Annotated in this window: 19 protein-coding genes; 13 read left to right on the top strand and 6 right to left on the bottom strand. The window is 58.0% G+C overall.

Annotated elements, in window-relative coordinates; genetic code table 11:
• Positions 1 to 157: 157 nt before the first annotated feature.
• The 6 genes from V6F78_RS13665 (at position 158) to V6F78_RS13640 (ending at position 6,830) form a co-directional block, all read left to right on the top strand.
• A complete protein-coding gene (locus V6F78_RS13665; protein ID WP_094990387.1) occupies positions 158 to 1,435 on the top strand; it encodes an ABC transporter substrate-binding protein in 1,278 nt (425 codons plus the stop codon).
• A 107-nt stretch (positions 1,436 to 1,542) separates the two neighbouring features.
• Positions 1,543 to 2,451, top strand: coding sequence for a carbohydrate ABC transporter permease (locus V6F78_RS13660; protein ID WP_047278160.1), 909 nt, complete (start codon positions 1,543 to 1,545; stop codon positions 2,449 to 2,451).
• Positions 2,444 to 3,280, top strand: coding sequence for a carbohydrate ABC transporter permease (locus tag V6F78_RS13655; RefSeq protein ID WP_332727521.1), 837 nt, complete (start codon positions 2,444 to 2,446; stop codon positions 3,278 to 3,280). The genes V6F78_RS13660 and V6F78_RS13655 overlap by 8 nt, the downstream gene beginning before the upstream one ends.
• A 3-nt stretch (positions 3,281 to 3,283) precedes the next feature.
• Positions 3,284 to 4,444, top strand: coding sequence for an ABC transporter ATP-binding protein (locus V6F78_RS13650; protein WP_048376385.1), 1,161 nt, complete (start codon positions 3,284 to 3,286; stop codon positions 4,442 to 4,444).
• 86 nt (positions 4,445 to 4,530) lie between these two features.
• On the top strand, positions 4,531 to 5,868 hold the full coding sequence (locus V6F78_RS13645; protein ID WP_332727518.1) for a carbohydrate porin: 1,338 nt from the start codon (positions 4,531 to 4,533) through the stop codon (positions 5,866 to 5,868).
• Between the two features lie 98 nt (positions 5,869 to 5,966).
• Positions 5,967 to 6,830 carry a D-hexose-6-phosphate mutarotase gene (locus tag V6F78_RS13640; protein WP_332727516.1) on the top strand — a complete coding sequence of 288 codons (864 nt, stop codon included), beginning with the start codon at positions 5,967 to 5,969 and terminating at the stop codon, positions 6,828 to 6,830.
• A gap of 40 nt (positions 6,831 to 6,870) precedes the next feature.
• On the opposite strand, the gene V6F78_RS13635 is transcribed toward V6F78_RS13640, so the two are convergent.
• The gene (locus V6F78_RS13635) at positions 6,871 to 7,731 is read right to left on the bottom strand and encodes a MurR/RpiR family transcriptional regulator (protein ID WP_169835829.1); all 861 of its coding nucleotides are present in this window, start codon (positions 7,729 to 7,731) and stop codon (positions 6,871 to 6,873) included.
• Between the two features lie 209 nt (positions 7,732 to 7,940).
• On the opposite strand from V6F78_RS13635, the gene zwf reads away from it, so the two are divergent.
• Genes zwf through V6F78_RS13620 form a run of 3 tightly spaced genes read left to right on the top strand, consistent with a single transcriptional unit; the run spans position 7,941 to position 10,793 of the window.
• The gene (zwf, locus tag V6F78_RS13630; RefSeq protein ID WP_047295016.1) at positions 7,941 to 9,410 is read left to right on the top strand and encodes a glucose-6-phosphate dehydrogenase; all 1,470 of its coding nucleotides are present in this window, start codon (positions 7,941 to 7,943) and stop codon (positions 9,408 to 9,410) included.
• A complete protein-coding gene (gene pgl / locus V6F78_RS13625; protein WP_332727514.1) occupies positions 9,397 to 10,110 on the top strand; it encodes a 6-phosphogluconolactonase in 714 nt (237 codons plus the stop codon). The genes zwf and pgl overlap by 14 nt, the downstream gene beginning before the upstream one ends.
• A 17-nt stretch (positions 10,111 to 10,127) precedes the next feature.
• On the top strand, positions 10,128 to 10,793 hold the full coding sequence (locus V6F78_RS13620) for a bifunctional 4-hydroxy-2-oxoglutarate aldolase/2-dehydro-3-deoxy-phosphogluconate aldolase (protein ID WP_047277040.1): 666 nt from the start codon (positions 10,128 to 10,130) through the stop codon (positions 10,791 to 10,793).
• Between the two features lie 99 nt (positions 10,794 to 10,892).
• On the opposite strand, the gene V6F78_RS13615 is transcribed toward V6F78_RS13620, so the two are convergent.
• Both V6F78_RS13615 and V6F78_RS13610 read right to left on the bottom strand, forming a co-directional pair.
• Positions 10,893 to 12,080, bottom strand: coding sequence for an aminotransferase class V-fold PLP-dependent enzyme (locus V6F78_RS13615; RefSeq protein WP_095008441.1), 1,188 nt, complete (start codon positions 12,078 to 12,080; stop codon positions 10,893 to 10,895).
• Positions 12,081 to 12,092: 12 nt separating this feature from the next.
• Positions 12,093 to 12,329, bottom strand: a complete 237-nt coding sequence (locus V6F78_RS13610) for a DUF3820 family protein (protein WP_019693207.1) — start codon at positions 12,327 to 12,329, stop codon at positions 12,093 to 12,095.
• A 209-nt stretch (positions 12,330 to 12,538) separates the two neighbouring features.
• Here V6F78_RS13610 and V6F78_RS13605 point away from each other — a divergent pair, with 209 nt between their 5' ends.
• Complete coding sequence (locus V6F78_RS13605; protein WP_047295005.1) at positions 12,539 to 13,006, top strand: ferritin-like domain-containing protein; 468 nt, start codon at positions 12,539 to 12,541, stop codon at positions 13,004 to 13,006.
• 55 nt (positions 13,007 to 13,061) lie between these two features.
• Here the strand turns inward: V6F78_RS13605 and V6F78_RS13600 are convergent, their stop codons facing one another.
• Together V6F78_RS13600 and V6F78_RS13595 are read right to left on the bottom strand one after the other, a co-directional pair.
• Positions 13,062 to 13,532: a MaoC family dehydratase gene (locus V6F78_RS13600; protein WP_047277033.1), complete on the bottom strand. Its 471-nt coding sequence runs from the start codon at positions 13,530 to 13,532 to the stop codon at positions 13,062 to 13,064.
• A 72-nt stretch (positions 13,533 to 13,604) separates the two neighbouring features.
• On the bottom strand, positions 13,605 to 14,549 hold the full coding sequence (locus V6F78_RS13595) for an alpha/beta hydrolase (protein WP_070413910.1): 945 nt from the start codon (positions 14,547 to 14,549) through the stop codon (positions 13,605 to 13,607).
• 209 nt (positions 14,550 to 14,758) lie between these two features.
• Here V6F78_RS13595 and fadD2 point away from each other — a divergent pair, with 209 nt between their 5' ends.
• Positions 14,759 to 16,447: a long-chain-fatty-acid--CoA ligase FadD2 gene (gene fadD2, locus V6F78_RS13590; RefSeq protein WP_047277028.1), complete on the top strand. Its 1,689-nt coding sequence runs from the start codon at positions 14,759 to 14,761 to the stop codon at positions 16,445 to 16,447.
• Positions 16,448 to 16,797: 350 nt separating this feature from the next.
• On the top strand, positions 16,798 to 18,489 hold the full coding sequence (gene fadD1 / locus V6F78_RS13585; RefSeq protein WP_094990392.1) for a long-chain-fatty-acid--CoA ligase FadD1: 1,692 nt from the start codon (positions 16,798 to 16,800) through the stop codon (positions 18,487 to 18,489).
• Between the two features lie 55 nt (positions 18,490 to 18,544).
• Here fadD1 and V6F78_RS13580 read toward each other — a convergent pair whose 3' ends face one another.
• On the bottom strand, positions 18,545 to 18,925 hold the full coding sequence (locus V6F78_RS13580) for a hypothetical protein (protein ID WP_047277025.1): 381 nt from the start codon (positions 18,923 to 18,925) through the stop codon (positions 18,545 to 18,547).
• A 200-nt stretch (positions 18,926 to 19,125) separates the two neighbouring features.
• Between V6F78_RS13580 and V6F78_RS13575 the strand changes: the two genes are divergently transcribed.
• Positions 19,126 to 19,317 (top strand): CsbD family protein, encoded by a 192-nt coding sequence (locus tag V6F78_RS13575; protein WP_047277023.1) that lies wholly within the window; start codon positions 19,126 to 19,128, stop codon positions 19,315 to 19,317.
• Positions 19,318 to 19,489 lie beyond the last annotated feature (172 nt).

Below are 19,489 nucleotides of genomic sequence, written 5' to 3'. Positions count from 1 at the left end.
ACGGTTGCTGTTTGAACGTGCAGCACGTGATTGTTTTGTCACTGAGTTGTGACAAAGGCGCATCTCTTCGTTACGTGCGGCCGAAGCCGGATGATTACACTCGATTCAAGCGCAAGCACCAGACTTGCCCCGTCATAACAACAAGAAAGGTCTACCGATGAATGCGTTCAATCGCCTCGCCCTTGTTATTTCTCTCGCCTCGATTTTCCCCCTCAATGCCTACGCAGCCGACACCAAAGGCAACGTTGAAGTCGTGCACTGGTGGACGTCCGGTGGCGAAGCCAAAGCAGTGGATGTGCTGAAAAAACTGGTCGAAAAAGACGGCTACACCTGGCAGGACAGCGCGGTGGCAGGGGGCGGCGGCGCCGCGGCCATGACCGTGCTCAAAACCCGTGCCGTGTCCGGTAACCCGCCGTCTGCCGCGCAGATCAAGGGCCCCGACATTCAGGACTGGGCCGCGCTCGGCTTGCTGACCCAGGTGGACGACGTAGCAAAGGCCAACAATTGGGAAGCACTGCTCCCCAAAAAGGTCTCCGAGACCATGAAGTACGAAGGCCACTACGTTGCCGTACCGGTGAACATCCACCGTGTGAACTGGCTGTGGATCAACCCTGAGGTCTTCAAGAAAGCGGGCATCGAAAAGGCACCTACCACCCTCGACGAGCTGTATGCAGCAGGCGACAAGCTCAAGGCGGCCGGTTTTATTCCGTTGGCCCATGGCGGGCAACCCTGGCAGGACAGCACAGTCTTCGAGGACCTGGTGCTGAGCGTGATGGGGCCGGAGGGCTACCAAAAGGTCTTCGTCGATCAAGATGAAGCCACAATGACCGGCCCGCAGATGACCGAGGTCTTCACCCAGTTGAAAAAACTCAAGGGCTACATGGACCCGGACGGCACGGGGCAAGACTGGAACCTCGAAGCGGCCAAGGTCATTAACGGCAAGGCCGGCATGCAGATCATGGGCGACTGGGCGAAAAGTGAATGGACGGCTGCCGGTAAAACAGCCGGCACCGATTACGAGTGTGTGCCATTCCCCGGTACCGACGGCAGCTTTACCTACAACATCGACTCACTGGCGATGTTCAAGCTGGCCAAGAAGAACGACACCCCTGACAACAATGCCGCGCGTGACGATCTGGCCAAAGTCGCACTGGAGCCGGAGTTCCAGTACGTGTTCAACCAGAACAAAGGCTCGATCCCGGTTCGCAATGACCTGGACATGAGCAAGTTCGACAGCTGCGCTCAAGCCTCGGCCAAAGACTTTGCCAGCGCGGGTGAAAAAGGGCAGTTGCCCAGCATGGCCCACAACATGGCCACCTCTCTGGCGGTGCAGGGCGCCATTTTTGATGTCGTCACCAACTTCATGAGTGACAAAAACGCGGATCCGTCAAAGGCTGGCAAGCAATTGGCTTCCGCGATCAAGGCTGCCCAGTAATCCGCTGACATGAACCGCCGCACCCCCGTGCGGCGTCCCCCTTAGTTACCCGGCGTGTGCGGCATGTGCGAAGGCAGATGCCGGCATACCCTCTCGGGAGCAATTCGATGAGTGCCGTGGCTGTGTTGAGTAAAGCCTCGCCGTTTGATGCGCTGCAACGCTGGTTGCCCAAGTTGGTCCTGGCACCCAGCATGCTGATCGTGTTGGTCGGTTTTTATGGCTACATTTTGTGGACCTTTGTGCTGTCGTTCACCAACTCCAGCTTCATGCCCAGTTACAAATGGGTGGGCTTACAGCAATACGTGCGGTTGATGGAAAACGATCGCTGGTGGGTGGCCAGTAAAAACCTGGCGGTGTTTGGCGGTTTGTTTATTGCCATCAGCCTGGTGATCGGGGTTTTTCTGGCCGTATTGCTCGACCAGCGCATTCGCAAAGAGGGCTTCATCCGCACCATTTACCTGTACCCGATGGCGCTGTCGATGATCGTCACCGGTACGGCCTGGAAATGGCTGCTCAACCCCGGGCTCGGGCTCGACAAGATGCTCCGCGACTGGGGGTGGGAGGGGTTTCGGTTCGACTGGCTGCTGGATCAGGACCGCGTGGTGTACTGCCTGGTGATCGCTGCCGTGTGGCAAGCCTCGGGCTTTGTGATGGCGATGTTCCTGGCCGGGTTGCGTGGTGTGGATCAATCCATCATTCGCGCAGCTCAAGTCGATGGCGCAAACCTGCCGACCATCTATTTGCGCATCGTGTTGCCCAGCCTGCGTCCGGTGTTTTTCAGTGCGTTCATGATTCTGGCGCACATCGCCATCAAGAGCTTTGACCTGGTGTCCGCGATGACCGCGGGCGGGCCGGGTTACTCGTCTGATTTACCGGCCATGTTCATGTACTCCTTTACGTTCAGCCGTGGGCAAATGGGCGTCGGCTCTGCCAGCGCCATCATGATGCTGGGGGCGATTCTGGCCATTCTGGTGCCGTACCTGTACTCCGAGCTGAGGAATAAACGCCATGATTAATGCGCAGCGTTTTACCTTCAGCCGTCTGGCGATTTACGCCACGTTGATCCTCGCCGCGGCGGTGTATCTGGTGCCACTGGTGGTGATGCTGCTCACCAGTTTCAAAAGCCCGGAAGACATCCGCACCGGCAACCTGCTGAGCTGGCCGCAGGTGATCGACGGGATTGGCTGGATCAAGGCGTGGGACACCGTGGGCGGCTACTTCTGGAACTCGGTCAAAATCACCGTCCCGGCAGTGCTGATCTCCACGTTTATCGGCGCCCTGAACGGCTACGTCCTGTCGATGTGGCGCTTTCGCGGCTCGCAACTGTTTTTCGGGTTGCTGTTGTTCGGCTGCTTCCTGCCGTTCCAGACCGTGTTGCTGCCTGCCTCGTTCACCATCGGCAAGCTGGGGCTGGCCAACACCACCACCGGCCTGGTGCTGGTGCACGTCGTCTACGGGCTGGCCTTCACGACGCTGTTTTTCCGCAACTACTACGTGAGCATTCCCGACGCACTGGTCAAGGCGGCGCGTCTGGACGGTGCGGGGTTCTTCACGATTTTAGGGCGCATTCTGCTACCGATGTCGGTGCCGATCATCATGGTGTGCCTGATCTGGCAGTTCACTCAAATCTGGAACGACTTTCTGTTCGGCGTGGTGTTCGCCAGCGGCGACGCGCAACCCATCACTGTGGCGCTGAACAACCTGGTCAATACCAGCACCGGAGCCAAGGAATACAACGTCGACATGGCTGCGGCCATGATTGCCGGGCTGCCGACACTGCTGGTCTACATTTTTGCGGGCAAGTATTTTCTGCGCGGGCTGACGTCCGGCGCGGTCAAGGGGTAACGCATGGCAACGCTCGAATTACGCAATGTCAACAAAACCTATGGCAAGGGTTTGCCGGACACGCTGAAAAACATCGAACTGAAAATCGATGACGGCGAATTTTTGATTCTGGTCGGCCCGTCGGGGTGCGGCAAATCCACGTTGATGAACTGCATCGCTGGGCTGGAGAGCATCAGCGGTGGTGCGATTCTGGTGGACGACGCCGACATCAGCGGCATGAGCCCCAAGGACCGCGACATCGCCATGGTGTTTCAGTCGTACGCGCTGTACCCGACGATGAACGTGCGCGACAACATCGCCTTCGGTCTCAAGATTCGCAAAATGAGCACGGCCGCCATTGATGAGGAAGTGGCGCGGGTGGCCAAGCTGCTGCAGATCGAGCACCTGCTCAACCGTAAGCCCGGCCAACTGTCGGGCGGGCAGCAGCAGCGGGTGGCCATGGGCAGGGCGCTGGCGCGGCGACCGAAGATCTATTTGTTCGATGAGCCGTTGTCCAACCTTGACGCCAAGCTGCGGGTCGAGATGCGCACGGAAATGAAGTTGATGCACCAGCGTCTGAAAACCACCACCGTGTATGTCACCCATGACCAGATCGAAGCCATGACCCTGGGCGACAAAGTGGCGGTGATGAAAGACGGGATCATCCAACAGTTCGGTACCCCGAAACAGATCTACAACGATCCGGCCAACCTGTTTGTCGCCAGTTTTATCGGCTCGCCGCCGATGAATTTTATCCCGTTGCGTTTGCAGCGTCAGGAAGGGCGATTGGTGGCGTTGCTCGACAGCGGGCAGGCGCGTTGCGAGCTGCCGTTGGGCACCCGTGATGCAGGTCTGGAGGACCGTGACGTGATCGTCGGCATTCGCGCCGAGCAGATCGTGCTGGCGGCTAACGAGCCCAACGGGTTGCCGACCATTCGGGCTGAAGTGCAGGTGGTAGAGCCCACCGGGCCGGACACGCTGGTGTTTGTGAACCTCAATGGCAGCAAAGTGTGCTGCCGTCTGGCCCCTGATGATGCGCCTCAGGTCGGTCAAAGCCTCAACGTGCAGTTCGATCCTGCGAAAGTGCTACTGTTTGATGCGAACACAGGTGAGCGATTGGGGGCGATGAATGCGCCCCCTGCGCAGGGCCGGGCGGATAACGTGGCGCATTTCAAGGGGCGTTGAATCTGTACAAGGAGCCTGTCATCAGGTGCTTCTTGAGCGGTGCCGCGTTAAACAAAGCCAATAAGAAACCAACGAGGATCCAAGGGATGAACAACACAATGACCCGCACCCGTCTGGCCTGCCAACTGTCGGTGATGGCCGCACTCAGCCTGGGTGCAACCGGCAGTTATGCAGCCGACGCGTTCAGCGCCGACTCGAAATGGATGACCGGCGACTGGGGCGGCGAGCGGACCAAGTTGATCGAGCAGGGTATCGACATCAAGGCCGATTACGTCGGTGAGGTGGGGGCCAACCTGCACGGGGGTTACAACCACGACAAAACGGCGCGCTACAGCGATCAGTTTGGTTTGGGCGTGGCCTTGGACCTGGAAAAACTCTGGGGATGGGATAACACCCAAGCCAAGATTCAACTGACCAACCGTAATGGTGAAAATATCTCCAATGACCGCGTCGGCGATCCGCGTGCTGGCACGTTGAGTTCATCGCAGGAAGTCTACGGCCGTGGCCACATGGTGCGTCTGACCCAGCTGTGGATCCAGCACCAGTTCCTGGAAAGCAAGCTGGACGTCAAAGCGGGGTACTTTGGCGAGGGCGAGGATTTCAACACCTTCCCTTGCGACTTCCAGAACCTGGCGTTCTGCGGCTCCCAGGTGGGCAACTGGGCCACCAACATCTGGTACAACTGGCCGGTCAGTCAGGCGGCGTTGCGGGTCAAGTACAACATCACGCCCGAGCTGTATGCGCAAATCGGTGCCTACAACCAGAACCCGTCGCAACTGGAACACGGCAACGGCTTCAAGCTCAGTGGCAGCGGCACCAAAGGCACCGTGCTGCCGGTTGAATTGGTGTGGTCGCCCAAGGTCAATGAGTTGCCGGGCGAATACCGTGTCGGTTATTACAAAAGCACCGCCCCGGCGGATGACGTGAAAGTCGACCTCACCAATGATGGCCAAAGTTACCGCGTGCGTGACAGCAAACACGGTTACTGGTTTGTCGTGCAGCAACAGCTCACTCAGCACAATGGTGACCCCACCCGCGGCCTGCACGTAGCCGCCAATGCCACCTTCCATGACAAGGCCACCAACATCGTCGACAACTACCAGTCGCTGATGTTTGTGTACAAAGGCCCCTTCGATGCGCGTCCAAAGGATGACATCGGTATTGGTGCCGCCCGTATTCATGTCAACGATGACGTGAAAAAAAGCGCTGAGCTGATTAACGCATCCATCGGCGCCACTGACTACAGTGACCCGCTGTACTCGCCTCTGCGTTCCACCGAGTACAACTACGAACTCAACTACGGTTTCCACGTGACCAATTGGCTGACCGTGCGTCCAAACCTGCAGTACATCACCCATCCGGGGGGTGTGGACAAGGTGGATAACGCACTGGTCGCCGGGCTGAAAATTCAGTCGACGTTCTGATCGCGCCAAGCTTGCGCTTTATCTAGCGGGTAGCCTTGGCTATCCGCTTTTTTTCGGGTCGACCCAACCCGACGCATGATTTTTCAGGATTGCGGCACATGCACGAGCATCCGCTTCATCGCTTTTTCAAGTCCAAACGTGAACAGCCCGTCTTTCAGTGGGAGCGCTTTCAGCAGCGCGACGTGCTGGTAATCGATCACCCGCATTGTCAGGCCGTGTTCAGCCGTCAGGGCGCGCAGTTGTTGCACTTCAAACCGACGGGGCAAAAGCCCTGGCTGTGGTGCGCGGCGAAATGGCCTCAGGTGGGCGCCATTCGTGGTGGTGTGCCGATCTGTTGGCCCTGGTATGGCCGTCATCCAAGCGAAAATGCCTGGCCGTCCCATGGGTGGGCGCGGTTGATTGACTGGAAGTTGCTGGACAGTCATGCCGACGACGAAGGCGTGAGCCTGCACTGGCGTTTGCAACTGTGCGACTGGCAAGTGGACCTGCACGCCCGCTTGGGTGAAAGCATGACGCTGCGCCTGAGTACCGAACACCAGGACGACGCACCTTGCCACATGAGTCAGGCACTGCGCGCCTATTGGCGTATTGGTGACGTTGCTGAGGTAGCGCTGTCCGGGCTGGACGGGGTGGTGGGTTATGACCAGTTGAATCGTGAACCGTGCGAACAAAAAGGCGTGTTGCGGGTGGAAGGCGGTTGCCAGCGCGTGTTTCACCACGACGGTGAAATGCAACTCAACGATCATGCCTGGCAGCGTGCGCTGAGCATTGATACAGGCGACAGCGGCAACACCGTGGTGTGGCACCCCGGCAAACGGCCGCTATTGGGCGTCAGTTGGAGTGAAGTCATGGGGTTTGTGTGTGTCGAATCCACCAGTAGTGGCACCCGGCACCAGAGCCTGGCGCCGGGTGAGCAAGCGCATTTGAGCCTGCATGCCCGGGCGGGGTTATGTCATGCCTGATGAGCCTGCGGCTCGCGCTTGGACTTGACCGGCCCGGCGCTTACTCCAGCTCATCGCCCACCGGGTAACGGCTGGCGTTGAGGCTTTCTTTGATCTTGCGCAGGTGCGGCTGGAAGTCGACGCCACGGCGCAGGGTCATGCCGGTGGCCAGCACGTCCAGCACGGTCAGCTGGATAATGCGCGACGTCATGGGCATGTAGATGTCCGTGTCTTCGGGCAGCGGAATATTCAGGCTCAAGGTGCTGGCTTTGGCCAGGGGCGAGTTCTCAGCCGTCAAGCCCAGCACAGACGCGCCATTGGCCCGCGCAATGCGCGCCACTTCAACCAGTTCTCGGGTGCGCCCTGTGTACGAAATAATCACAAACAGCTCGCCCGTGTGGGCCACCGACGCAATCATGCGTTGCATCAACACGTCGGCGTGGGCCGTCACCGCCAAATTGAAGCGAAAAAACTTGTGCTGTGCATCCAGCGCTACCGGGGCCGAAGCACCCAGGCCGAAAAAGTGGATCTGTCGGGCTTGAATCAACAGGTCTACGGCGCGGCTGATCAGATTGGGGTCCAGCGCCTGGCACGCGCTGTCGAGCGAGGCGATGGCGCTGCCGAAAATTTTCTGGGTGTAAGCGGCGGGGTTGTCGTCCGCTTCCACGGCACGGCTGACATACGCGGCGCCGCTGGCCAGGCTTTGCGCCAGTTGCAGCTTGAGCTCGGGGTAACCGCTGACGCCGAACGAGCGGCAGAAACGGTTGACGGTCGGCTCGCTGACCGACGCAGCCTGGGCCAGCGCCGCAATGCTGAAGCGGGTCGCTTGCTGCGGGTTTTGCAGAATGACCTCGGCCACCTTACGCTCGGCCTTGTTCAGCTCTTCGAGGCGGCCTTTGATTTGTTCGAGTAGATTGCGCACGCGGTCCATTTATGTTCCTTGGGGCGTCGATGCAAAAGAGCCGCATGCGAATGCGGCGCTGAAAGGTGGCCTATCCTACTGTTGGCCCGATACCACCACTAGTAGCAATCTGCATTTAGAGAAAATGTTGTGTTTATTACTACATTTCTCCTTGAGTGATGCCTTGAAAAAAGGTATTTGTAGCTTAACTTGATAAAAGAACCAACATCATGTCTTCGATTACGGTTGAACCGTGCACCTTTGCCTTGTTTGGCGCCCTTGGCGATCTGGCGTTGCGCAAATTGTTCCCTGCTTTGTATCAACTGGATCGCGCCGGTTTGCTGCATGACAACACGCGGATTCTGGCGTTGGCTCGCGAGCCGGGCGACGCATTCACGCATCTGGCCCATATTGACAGCCAGTTGCGCCAGTACGTGGGCGACAAGGAAATCGAAGATCAAGCCATCGGCCGCTTTTTGGCCCGATTGAGCTACCTGCATGTGGACTTTCTCAAGACTGACGATTACGTGGCGCTGGCCGAACAGGCGGGCACCGCACAACGCTTGATCGCCTATTTCGCCACCCCGGCGGCGGTGTACGGAGCCATTTGCGAAAATCTGTCCCGCGTTGGCCTGACTGAAAACACCCGCGTGGTGCTTGAAAAACCGATCGGCTCGGACCTTGAATCCTCGCGCAAGGTCAATGATGCCGTGGCGCAGTTCTTCCCCGAGAACCGCATCTACCGCATCGACCATTACCTGGGCAAAGACACCGTTCAAAACCTGATCGCCCTGCGCTTTGCCAACAGCCTGTTTGAAACCCAGTGGAACCAGCGTTACATCTCCCACGTGGAAATCACCGTGGCGGAGAAGGTCGGGATCGAAGGGCGCTGGGGCTACTTTGACAAGGCCGGGCAACTGCGCGACATGATCCAGAATCACCTGTTGCAGCTGTTGTGCCTGATCGCGATGGACCCGCCTGCGGACCTCTCGGCCGACAGCATTCGCGACGAGAAGGTCAAAGTGCTCAAGGCGCTGGCGCCGATTACCCCGGAGGGTCTCACCACCCAAGTGGTGCGCGGCCAGTACATCGCCGGTTACAGCGAAGGGCAGTCGGTGCCGGGCTACCTGGAGGAAGAAAACTCCAACACCCAGAGCGACACCGAAACCTTCGTCGCGCTGCGGGCTGATATCCGCAACTGGCGTTGGGCGGGTGTGCCGTTTTACCTGCGCACCGGTAAGCGCATGCCACAAAAGCTGTCGCAGATCGTCATCCATTTCAAAGAACCTTCGCACTACATCTTCGCCCCGGAGCAGCGTCTGCAAATCGGCAACAAGCTGATCATTCGCCTGCAACCGGACGAAGGCATTTCGTTGCGCGTGATGACCAAAGATCAGGGCCTGGACAAGGGCATGCAACTGCGCAGCGGGCCATTGCAATTGAATTTTTCCGACACGTATCACAGTGCTCGGGTCCCGGACGCTTACGAGCGTCTGTTGCTGGAAGTCATGCGCGGTAACCAAAACCTGTTTGTGCGCAAAGACGAAATTGAAGCGGCATGGACATGGTGCGACCAGTTGATCGCCGGCTGGAAGAAGTCTGGCGATGCGCCCAAGCCTTACGCGGCGGGCTCCTGGGGACCGATGAGTTCCATTGCCCTGATTACCCGAGACGGGAGGTCCTGGTATGGCGATATCTGATTTGAAACTGCCTGAAGGCGTCATTGCGCACACCTTCACATCACCGGCGGTATTGGCCGATCAACTGGCCGCGGCTGTGGCCGTGCAATTGACCGACGCGATTCAACAGCAAGATACGGCCACGCTGGTAGTGTCGGGCGGTCGCAGCCCGGTAGCGTTTTTTCACAGCCTGATCAAGCAGCCTGTCGACTGGTCGCGCGTGGTGGTCAGCTTGGCCGATGAGCGCTGGGTGCCGGTTGAACACGCCGACAGCAACGCCGGCCTGCTTAAAAAACACCTGCTGCAAGGCCCGGCAGCCAAGGCCCGCTTCGTGGGGCTGTACAACGTGGCGGCCAATCTGGAAGAGGCCGCGCAGCAGGCCGATCGCCAGTTGGCCGAGTTACCGCCAATTGACGTGCTGATCCTCGGCATGGGCGATGACGGTCACACGGCCTCGCTGTTCCCGGACAGCCCGAATCTGGCCAGCGCACTGGACCTCAATAAACAGCAACGCTGCTGGCCGATGCTGGCGCCGACCGTGCCGCATCAGCGCCTGAGCATGAGTCGCAGTCTGCTGAGCAGTGCAAAGCACACTGTGCTGTCGATTCAGGGTCCGGCCAAATTGAACACCCTTAAAGCGGCGTTGGCTGGCGATGATGTTGCTGCCCTGCCGATTCGAGCCTTTCTGCAACCTACGTTAGAGATTTACTGGTGCCCATGAGCCAAGGATCAGCTGCCATGCAAACAACCACCCCGAACGTTTCGATGGCTGAGAAAGTCGCCCTGATCGATGCGCTGTGTGCCAAGGCCCGGATCCTGCCGGTCATCACCATTGCGCGTAAGCAGGACATCTTGCCGCTGGCCGATGCGCTGGCCGCGGGCGGTCTCAATGCCCTTGAAGTGACCCTGCGTTCGGAGTTCGGGCTGGAGGCGATTCGCATCCTGCGCGACCAGCGCCCCGAGCTGGTGACGGGCGCTGGCACCATCCTGGACCGCCATATGCTGGCAGCAGCCGAAGAAGCCGGCTCGCAATTTATCGTCACGCCGGGCATCACCCGCGACCTGTTGCAAGCCAGTGTGGCCAGCGACATTCCACTGCTGCCGGGTATCAGCAATGCGTCGGGGATCATGGAAGGCTACGGGCTGGGGTATCGCCGTTTCAAATTGTTCCCGGCCGAGGTCAGCGGTGGCGTTGCGGCCATCAAGGCGCTGGGCGGGCCGTTCGGTGAAGTGAAGTTTTGCCCGACCGGGGGCGTCAGCCCGGCCAACATCCGCAGCTACATGGCGCTGAAAAACGTCATGTGTGTAGGCGGTAGCTGGATGCTCGACAGCGAGTGGATCAAAAACGGCGATTGGGCCCGCATTCAGGAATGCACAGCGGAGGCGCTGGCGCTGCTGGACTGAGGGTTGTGTCACGAATGTGTTGTGTGTTCTACGGTTTTTCGGTGCGCTTGGTCGGCGCACCTTTTTTTTGTCTGTGTGTTTTGCAGTGAGGCGCGATTGTTAGCCCACAGCCAGCTCACGCAACGCCCGGATCAATTGATGGATGTCATCCCGCGTCGTGGCCATGCCCACGGTGATGCGAATGCAACTGCCGCACGCCGAGCCATTACGCGCCACAGTCAATAGGTTGTAGTCCTTGAGCAGGCGCTCGACCATCGGCTGCTGATCGTCCAGGTGGGTAAAGCGCAACGAGGTGATGGCGCAATACAGGCGCGGGTCGTCGGGCGTCAGCACTTCGATACCCGGCAGCGTGCGCGCTTCACCCACCCACAGATCGCGCAGGGCCCTGAGGCGCTCGCCCTTGGCCCTGGAACCTCCCAGGTCGAGGTGTTCTTGCAGCACTTTGGGCAGGCTCAACCACGCCGGAATGTTGGGCGTCCCGTATGGGGCACGGTTGCGGATGTCCGGTTCCGGGTAGTGCTGGCTGCCCATGTCCGGCGCAATGTCGGCCAACCGCTGCGGGTCGATGTACATAAAGCCCAGCGTCAATGGCGCACCGATCCACTTGTGCAAGTTGAAACCGGCAAATGCCACGCCCATGTCCGGCAGGTCGAAGTCGATCTGCCCCAGCGCGTGGGCGCCGTCCAGAATGACATCGACCCCATGCTCTTTCGCTAATTCGATAATCGCCTGCACCGGCATCACCAGCCCTGTGCGATGGGTGACGTGGGTCAGGGCCATCAGTTTGATGCGCGGGTGTTGCGCAAAGGCTTCTCGATAGCCGTTGAGCAGGCTCTCGTACGTGGCGGGGTGGGCATGGGTGATTTCAATCATCTCCAGCCCGCGTTGCTGTGCCACCCAGCGCATGGCGTATTCGACGCTGTGGTATTCGAGGTCGCAGATCAGTAACTGGTCACCGGGCTGCAAGCCTGTGTAGTTGCGGATCAGCGACTGTAAGGCGTCCGACGCGCGGTTGGTCAGGGCAATACTGCCGGGCTCGACCTTCAGCATGTCGGCCAATTGAGCACGGATTTCAAGGCTTTGCGTGTCGTCGAAGCGCTGACGCACGTGCACGGAGTTGCTGCGGTTAATAAAGTCTACCTGACGCTGGTAGTCCTGCGCGACGCCGCGGGTCATGCGTCCAAAGTAGCCGTTCTCAAGATTGATCGGGCCGGGGGCCACGTCGTAGCGTTGAGCGATGGCGTGCCAGAAGTGTTCGTCGCGGGCGTTGTCTTCAATCCTTGGCATAGGGGCGCTCTGTCAGTGGCGAGGTTTGGGTTTTCCGTGTTTGGCGCGCAACGGGTCAAGCAGATCGGACAGCCCGTTGTGGTCGATCTCTTGCATCAAGGCCAGCAAGCCACCCAGCTCTCCATGGGGGAAACCTTCGCGGGCAAACCAGTTCAGGTACTGTCCGGGCAAGTCAGCAATGATCCGGCCTTTGTATTTGCCGAACGGCATTTCGCGGGTTACCAGCAGTTCGAGTTTTTCGGGGTTCATGATTCGGCCTTTTCTGGCGTGAAACGTTGATCTGGAAAATACAGGCATTCTGCATGCAGGCCAATTGACAGATCATGCAAAAAAACCGGATACAGAAGTTCAGTTAATTATTAAGTCATTGTTTTTAAAGGGATTTATAAAAATTAAAAGTCTGGCACGGGCCATGCAATCTCTATTGCACGATCCTCAACCTTGTAAGGAATTGAACAATGACTGACATCAATAAAGAATCCATCAAAGTTTTGAACGATCTGATCGAAACCAGCAAAGACGGCCAGGAAGGTTTCAAAACCTGTGCAGAAGACATCAAGCACCCTGAACTCAAAGCCCTGTTTGCCAAGCGTTCCGCTGATTGCGCAACCGCCGCCGCAGAACTTCAGGCTGCCGTGCGTAGCTTGGGCGGCGATCCGGAGACCAGCACCAGCGTTGCCGGTGATTTGCACCGCCGTTGGGTGGACGTGAAGTCCATGTTTACCGGTAAGGATGAAGAGGCCGTGCTGAACGAAGCCGAGCGCGGTGAAGACCATGCGCTGAAGGCTTACAAAGAAGCCCTTGAGAAAATCACCAAGCATAACCTGATGGGTATCCGTGACCTGGTAGAGCGCCAGTATCACGGCGTACAACGCAATCACGATCAGGTGAAAGCGCTGCGCAATCAGGCGCGTGCTCAGTCTTAAGTACAGGCTGAAATGAAAAAACGCCGGTTATCCGGCGTTTTTTTATGCGTGTCATTCAGCCAATGCTGATGGCGGGCAAGGTGGGCAGGGTGACGGTCTGTTGCTTGCGCGGGGCGAGGATTTCGGCCTCACCGTCCACCACCAGTTCGTCGCGCTGATTGAATACGCGGGTGGCAATACGGACGCGAAATTTTGGCAGTTTTTCCAGGATTTCCAGGCGTACGGTCAGGGTGTCGCCAATCTTCACCGGTTTTTGGAAGCTCATTTGCTGACCGATGTAAATGGTGCCGGGGCCGGGCAACTCGCAGGCGACGGCCGCGCTGATCAGGGCGCCGCTGAACATGCCGTGCGCAATGCGCTCCTTGAACATGGTTGCCGCGGCGAACTCCGGGTCAAGGTGGACCGGGTTGTGGTCGCCGGACATGGCCGCAAACAGTTGAATGTCACGCTCTTCCACAGTTTTGCTGTAACTGGCCGTCTGGCCGACTTCGAGAGCTTCGTACGGGGTGTTGGTAACTTGAGTCATCTAGCGCATGTCCTGTGCCGGTTTTAATTGCAAGTTTTTGATTCTAATAACTTTTTTAATGATGTTGGGTGTTCATTCGCTGCGCGCGGGCCGTGGGTGAGTCAGTGCCTGTTCGAGCCAGGCAATCACGTCGGCCATCACCGCATCGCGATTGGTTTCATTAAACAGTTCGTGCCGCGCCTGGGGGTACATCTTCAGTTGTACCGACTGATTGCCCGACTGGCGCAAGGCATTGGCCAAGTCAGTGAGACGCTTGCCTGCACTGACCGGATCACATTCCCCGCCAATGATCAGTATTGGCAGGCTCGCGTCGATCTGCGACAGGTTCGCGGGTGTGCTGATTTGCTGCAAACCGCCCAACAGATCGATCCAGAACTGGTTGGTACAGCGAAACCCGCACAGCGGATCTGCCGCGTAGGCATCGACCTCGGCAGGGTCGCGGCTGAGCCAGTCATAGCGGGTGCGATTGGGCTTGAAGGCTTTGTTGAATGAACCGAACGACAGCCAGTCGATCAGCGCACTGCGCCCCGTTGGCCCCTGGCGCCAGCGTTCAAAGCGGGCAATCAGGCTGGCCGCGCGGTAGAGCATGGGCGGCTGGAAGTTCGACGCACTGAGGATCGCACCGTGCAGGCTGGCGCTGTGGTGCAGCAAATAAGACTGAGCGACGTAACTGCCCATGCTGTGCCCCAGCAAAAACACCGGAACACCGGGATGTGCCTGATTGATGTGCTGTTGCAAGGTGGCCACGTCGCTGACCACGGCACACCAGCCGTCGTGATCGGCAAAATAGCCCGGCGTGCCGCGCTCGGCGGTCTTGCCGTGGCCGCGCTGATCGTGGGCGTACAACCCAAAACCGGCACCGCACAGGGCGTCCCCCAGCCGTGCATAGCGCCCGCCATGTTCCGCCATGCCATGGGCCAGCAACACAATGGCTTTCGCTGCGCCAGCGGGCAGCCAGCGATTGACGAAAAGACCGGTGCGGTCATTTGCATCCAGCCAAAAACTGTCCGTGGTCATGGTGAGTCCTTCCTCGCGAGTCGTAGCAGTGTATAGCGCATTTGCGCGCTGGCCACTCAACCGGCGGCGTCGCAGCAAAACAATTCAAGATGTAAATGGCGAAGATCGCTGTATTTGCCTACTACTTGAGAACTGTTAACGTCCGCAGGTTCCGCTTTTTAGTGCATGAAAGAGGCGGCCAGACTGGCTCAGGTAAGAGGATAAAAACAATGCAACCTGATTTCTGGAATGACAAACGTCCCGCCGGTGTACCGCTGGACATCGATATGACGGCTTTTACGTCGGTCGTGGATGTGTTTGAACGCTCCTGCAAGAAATTCGCCGACCGGCCCGCTTTCAGCAATTTGGGGGTGACCCTCACGTATGCCGAGCTTGAGCGTCACAGTGCGGCTTTTGCCGGGTATTTGCAGCAGCACACCGACCTCAAGCCAGGTGACCGCATTGCGGTGCAAATGCCCAATATCCTGCAATACCCCATCGCGGTATTCGGTGCGCTACGTGCCGGGTTAGTGGTGGTCAACACCAACCCGCTGTACACCTCCCGTGAAATGCGCCATCAGTTCCAAAGCGCCGGTATTCGTGCGCTGGTGTACTTGAACATGTTCGGCAAGCGGGTGCAGGAAGTCCTGCAAGACACCGAGATCGACTACCTGATTGAAGCCAAAATGGGCGACATGATGCCCGCGGTTAAGGGCTGGGTGACCAACCTGGTGGTCGACAAAGTCAAAAAGCTGGTGCCGGCCTACAACGTGGCGCAGGCGGTGTCTTTCAAAACCGTTTTGCACCGTGGCGCCGGTCAGCCGCTTCATGCCCTGAACGCGACCCTGGATGACATTGCCGTGCTGCAATACACCGGTGGCACCACCGGTTTGCCCAAAGGCGCGATGCTCACCCACGGCAATCTGGTTGCCAACATGCTGCAAGTGCGAGCGTGCCTGTCGCAGCATGACGCCCAGGGGCAGTCGATCCTGCGCGACGGACGCGAAATCATGATCGCGCCGTTGCCGCTCTATCATATCTATGCCTTCACCGCGAATTGCATGTGCATGATGGTCACCGGCAACCACAACGTACTGATTACCAACCCGCGTGACATCAAGGGGTTTGTCAAAGAACTGAGCAACTGGCGCTTCACGGCGTTTCTGGGGCTCAACACGTTGTTCGTGGCGTTGATGGATCACCCGGATTTCAAGGCGCTGGACTTCTCCGGGCTTAAAGTCACCAACTCCGGCGGTACGGCCTTGGTCAAGGCCACGGCCGAGCGCTGGGAGAAACTCACCGGTTGCCGCATCGTCGAAGGCTATGGCCTGACCGAAACGTCGCCGGTGGCCAGCGCCAACCCGTGTGGTTCGTTGGCACGGCTGGGCACGGTGGGTACGCCAGTGCCGGGCACTGCGATGAAAGTCATCAGTGACGACGGGGTCGATCTCGGGTTGGGGGAGCGAGGCGAGTTGTGCGTCAAGGGCCCGCAGGTAATGAAAGGCTACTGGCAAAATCCGCAGGCCACCGCGGAAGTACTCGACGCCGAAGGCTGGTTCAGAACCGGCGATGTGGCGGTGATTGACCCGGACGGATTCGTGCGCATCGTGGACCGTAAAAAAGACCTGATCATCGTGTCCGGTTTCAATGTGTACCCCAACGAAATCGAAGACATCGTCATGGCTCACCCGAAAGTGGCGAACTGTGCGGTCATCGGTGTGCCGGACGAGCGCACCGGGGAGGCGGTCAAATTGTTCGTAGTGGCACGTGAGGGCGGGGTCACGGTTGAAGAACTCAAGGCCTACTGCAAAGACAACTTCACCGGGTATAAAGTCCCCAAGCAAATCGTGCTGCGCGAGTCATTGCCTATGACCCCGGTGGGCAAGATCTTGCGCCGTGAGTTGCGTGATATCGCCTGATTCGTTCAACCAGGCGACAAACGCCCGTTTACGCGACGTGAACGGGCGTTTTTATTCGTCTCCATTAATAGGACCTGCGTGCCGCCTCCACCCGGAGAGGCCCGGAATAGAAGGGGTTTGAACGATATTGAGTTTTTATTCTAATGATGACTTAGGATTGTCCTACAGTCAGGTTGGTTACTTTGAAGCCCACTTTTGGCTCTAGGCGGCCTTTGGCAAAGCTGCTACTCTCGGCGCGCTTTGTGACTTCTCGGTAAGTAAAAAGCCAGAGTTATCAATTATAAAAATCAAACAAATAATAACCGCATCAAATGCGGTGAAGAATTCGCGTCGCTGAGGAGTGGGCTTCCATGTTTGAAGGCTTTTGGAAGGATAAGTACCCAGCTGGGATTGCTGCTGAAATCAATCCGGACGAATATCCAAATATCCAGACGGTACTGAAACAATCTTGCCAACGCTTCGCCGACAAACCGGCGTTCAGCAACCTTGGCAAAACCATCACCTACGGTGAACTGTACGAATTGTCGGGTGCCTTTGCGGCCTATCTGCAACAGCACACTGACTTGCAACCCGGCGATCGCATCGCTGTTCAATTGCCTAATCTGCTGCAATACCCCATCGCTGTGTTCGGAGCCATCCGCGCCGGCTTGATCGTGGTCAACACCAACCCGCTGTACACCGCGCGGGAAATGGAACACCAATTCAATGACTCGGGCGCCAAGGCGCTGGTGTGTCTGGCGAACATGGCGCACCTGGCCGAAAAAGTCGTGCCCCAAACGTCCGTCAAATACGTATTCATCACCGAAGTGGCCGACCTGCTGTCTCCGTTCAAGCGCGTGCTGATCAACAGCGTCATCAAGTACGTGAAAAAAATGGTGCCGGCCTATCACTTGCCCAATGCCATCAAGTTCAACGATGTGCTAAGCCAAGGGCACGGCCAGCCGGTCAGGGATGCCAACCCGCCGAGCAGCGATGTGGCCGTGCTGCAATACACCGGTGGCACCACCGGCGTGGCCAAGGGCGCGATGCTGACCCATCGCAACCTGATCGCCAACATGTTGCAGTGCAAGGCGCTGATGGGCTCCAACCTCAATGAAGGTTGCGAAATCCTCATTACGCCATTGCCGCTTTACCACATCTACGCGTTCACCTTTCACTGCATGGCGATGATGCTGATCGGTAACCACAACGTGCTGATCAGCAACCCTCGTGACCTGCCGGCCATGGTCAAAGAACTGTCGAAATGGAAGTTCAGCGGTTTCGTGGGCCTGAACACCTTGTTTGTGGCGCTGTGCAACAGCGAAGCATTCCGCAAGCTGGACTTCTCCGCGCTTAAAGTCACGTTGTCGGGCGGCATGGCCTTGCAGTTGTCCGTGGCCGAACGCTGGAAAGCCGTGACCGGCTGCCCGATCTGCGAAGGCTACGGCATGACCGAAACCAGCCCGGTGGCGTCGGTCAACCCGATTCAGAACATCCAGGTCGGCACCATCGGTATTCCGGTCCCGTCGACCTTGTGCAAAGTCATCAACGATGCCGGTGAAGAGTTGCCGCTGGGAGAAGTGGGCGAACTCTGCATCAAGGGCCCGCAGGTCATGAAAGGGTACTGGGAGCGCCCTGACGCCACCGACGAAATCATGGACAGCGAAGGCTGGTTGAAGTCGGGTGACATTGCCATCATCCAGCCGGACGGCTACATGCGCATTGTCGATCGCAAGAAAGACATGATTCTGGTCTCGGGCTTCAATGTGTACCCCAACGAGCTGGAAGACGTGATGGCCTCGCTGCCGGGCGTGCTGCAATCAGCGGCCATCGGCATTCCGGACGAGAAAACCGGCGAGTTGATCAAGGTCTTCATCGTGGTCAAGCCGGGCATGACGCTGACCAAGGAGCAAGTCATGGCGCACATGCGTGCCAACCTGACGGCTTACAAGGCGCCAAAAATCGTTGAGTTCCGCGATTCATTGCCTACGACCAACGTGGGCAAAATCCTGCGTCGCGAGTTGCGTGACGAAGAACTGAAAAAGCTTGGCCTGAAAAAGTAACCGCCCGAATACGACAAAGCCCCGCCATGCGGGGCTTTGTCGTTTGTGCAACGGCTTACTTTTGCAAGAACTGGGCGAAGTTTACGCCCGTGCCGGTCGGGCGTACGTCCTGCAAGAACGAATCCTTGTCAGCGCTCAGTTCCAGGCTCATGGTCGGCGTGCGCTTGTGGGTGGCGCGTACCACCATGCCTTCGCGTTTCTCGCGCAGAAACGCCGTGGTCACTTTCAGGTGCAGCAGTTCATCGGTGCTCGGCGTGTGCAGCAGCAGGTGCACCCATTCGTACTGACCAACGGCCAGACGGGCCAGCGGGATGTCGAACCACCAAATATTCTTGTTGGTGTTGAGTGAGGCGAAGTGACCGTTGTTAACGCCGATCACTGCACCGCCAAGTGCCTGGTTTCTGCGGGCAATGGCCTGCTTTTTATCGAGTTTCATAACCTTCCTGTCTTTCTGGATCTTCAGCGCCTGAGCCTGAATACGTCGCGCATTCTCGGGGGTTCGCGGGCAAACATAAAGCCCAACCTGCGCCGGGCGATGAAATGACCCACAGAAAATAAATGAAACTCCTCCGTAAAGCGTCAGGTCAATCCTAATGTCGAGTTAATGACATCCGAAATTTCACTAGGAGAAATCCCATGAGCAGCACTGGCGATAAGATCAAAGGCATGGCGAACGAAGCAGTAGGCAATGTCAAACAAACGGTTGGCAAAGCCACTGACAACGACAAACTGCGCGCAGAAGGCAAAGCCCAGGAAGTGAAAGGCGAAGGCCAGCAGGCGGTGGGCAAGGCCAAGGATGCGGTTAAGAAGACCGTCGACAAAGCCTGAACAGCGCTGGATCCTGAGGGCAATTGATTTGCCTGAAGAAATAAATGACGGCCATCCAGTGATGGCCGTTTTTACACGTTGGGCGCGGACCTGTTTCCAAAGTCGCCAACTCGACTACTTTTGAGGTAAAACCCCCACCTGAAGTTGTTGTATGGCTTGTAAACCCTCTCAT

Origin of the sequence: Pseudomonas sp. ESBL9 (genome assembly GCF_036668715.1) — a bacterium.
Lineage (GTDB): Bacteria > Pseudomonadota > Gammaproteobacteria > Pseudomonadales > Pseudomonadaceae > Aquipseudomonas > Aquipseudomonas lundensis.
Note: the sequence above shows the minus strand (reverse complement) of the source record. Positions and strands in the feature narration are given on the sequence as shown.

Excerpts from the sequence above, each read along its gene's own strand:
- V6F78_RS13665 (WP_094990387.1), top strand. The coding sequence starts at position 158 with ATGAATGCGTTCAATCGCCTCGCCCTTGTTATTTCTCTCGCCTCGATT.
- V6F78_RS13660 (WP_047278160.1), top strand. The coding sequence starts at position 1,543 with ATGAGTGCCGTGGCTGTGTTGAGTAAAGCCTCGCCGTTTGATGCGCTG.
- V6F78_RS13655 (WP_332727521.1), top strand. The coding sequence starts at position 2,444 with ATGATTAATGCGCAGCGTTTTACCTTCAGCCGTCTGGCGATTTACGCC.
- V6F78_RS13650 (WP_048376385.1), top strand. The coding sequence starts at position 3,284 with ATGGCAACGCTCGAATTACGCAATGTCAACAAAACCTATGGCAAGGGT.
- V6F78_RS13645 (WP_332727518.1), top strand. The coding sequence starts at position 4,531 with ATGAACAACACAATGACCCGCACCCGTCTGGCCTGCCAACTGTCGGTG.
- V6F78_RS13640 (WP_332727516.1), top strand. The coding sequence starts at position 5,967 with ATGCACGAGCATCCGCTTCATCGCTTTTTCAAGTCCAAACGTGAACAG.
- zwf (WP_047295016.1), top strand. The coding sequence starts at position 7,941 with ATGTCTTCGATTACGGTTGAACCGTGCACCTTTGCCTTGTTTGGCGCC.
- pgl (WP_332727514.1), top strand. The coding sequence starts at position 9,397 with ATGGCGATATCTGATTTGAAACTGCCTGAAGGCGTCATTGCGCACACC.
- V6F78_RS13620 (WP_047277040.1), top strand. The coding sequence starts at position 10,128 with ATGCAAACAACCACCCCGAACGTTTCGATGGCTGAGAAAGTCGCCCTG.
- V6F78_RS13615 (WP_095008441.1), bottom strand. The coding sequence starts at position 12,080 with ATGCCAAGGATTGAAGACAACGCCCGCGACGAACACTTCTGGCACGCC.
- V6F78_RS13610 (WP_019693207.1), bottom strand. The coding sequence starts at position 12,329 with ATGAACCCCGAAAAACTCGAACTGCTGGTAACCCGCGAAATGCCGTTC.
- V6F78_RS13605 (WP_047295005.1), top strand. The coding sequence starts at position 12,539 with ATGACTGACATCAATAAAGAATCCATCAAAGTTTTGAACGATCTGATC.
- V6F78_RS13600 (WP_047277033.1), bottom strand. The coding sequence starts at position 13,532 with ATGACTCAAGTTACCAACACCCCGTACGAAGCTCTCGAAGTCGGCCAG.
- V6F78_RS13595 (WP_070413910.1), bottom strand. The coding sequence starts at position 14,549 with ATGACCACGGACAGTTTTTGGCTGGATGCAAATGACCGCACCGGTCTT.
- fadD2 (WP_047277028.1), top strand. The coding sequence starts at position 14,759 with ATGCAACCTGATTTCTGGAATGACAAACGTCCCGCCGGTGTACCGCTG.
- fadD1 (WP_094990392.1), top strand. The coding sequence starts at position 16,798 with ATGTTTGAAGGCTTTTGGAAGGATAAGTACCCAGCTGGGATTGCTGCT.
- V6F78_RS13580 (WP_047277025.1), bottom strand. The coding sequence starts at position 18,925 with ATGAAACTCGATAAAAAGCAGGCCATTGCCCGCAGAAACCAGGCACTT.
- V6F78_RS13575 (WP_047277023.1), top strand. The coding sequence starts at position 19,126 with ATGAGCAGCACTGGCGATAAGATCAAAGGCATGGCGAACGAAGCAGTA.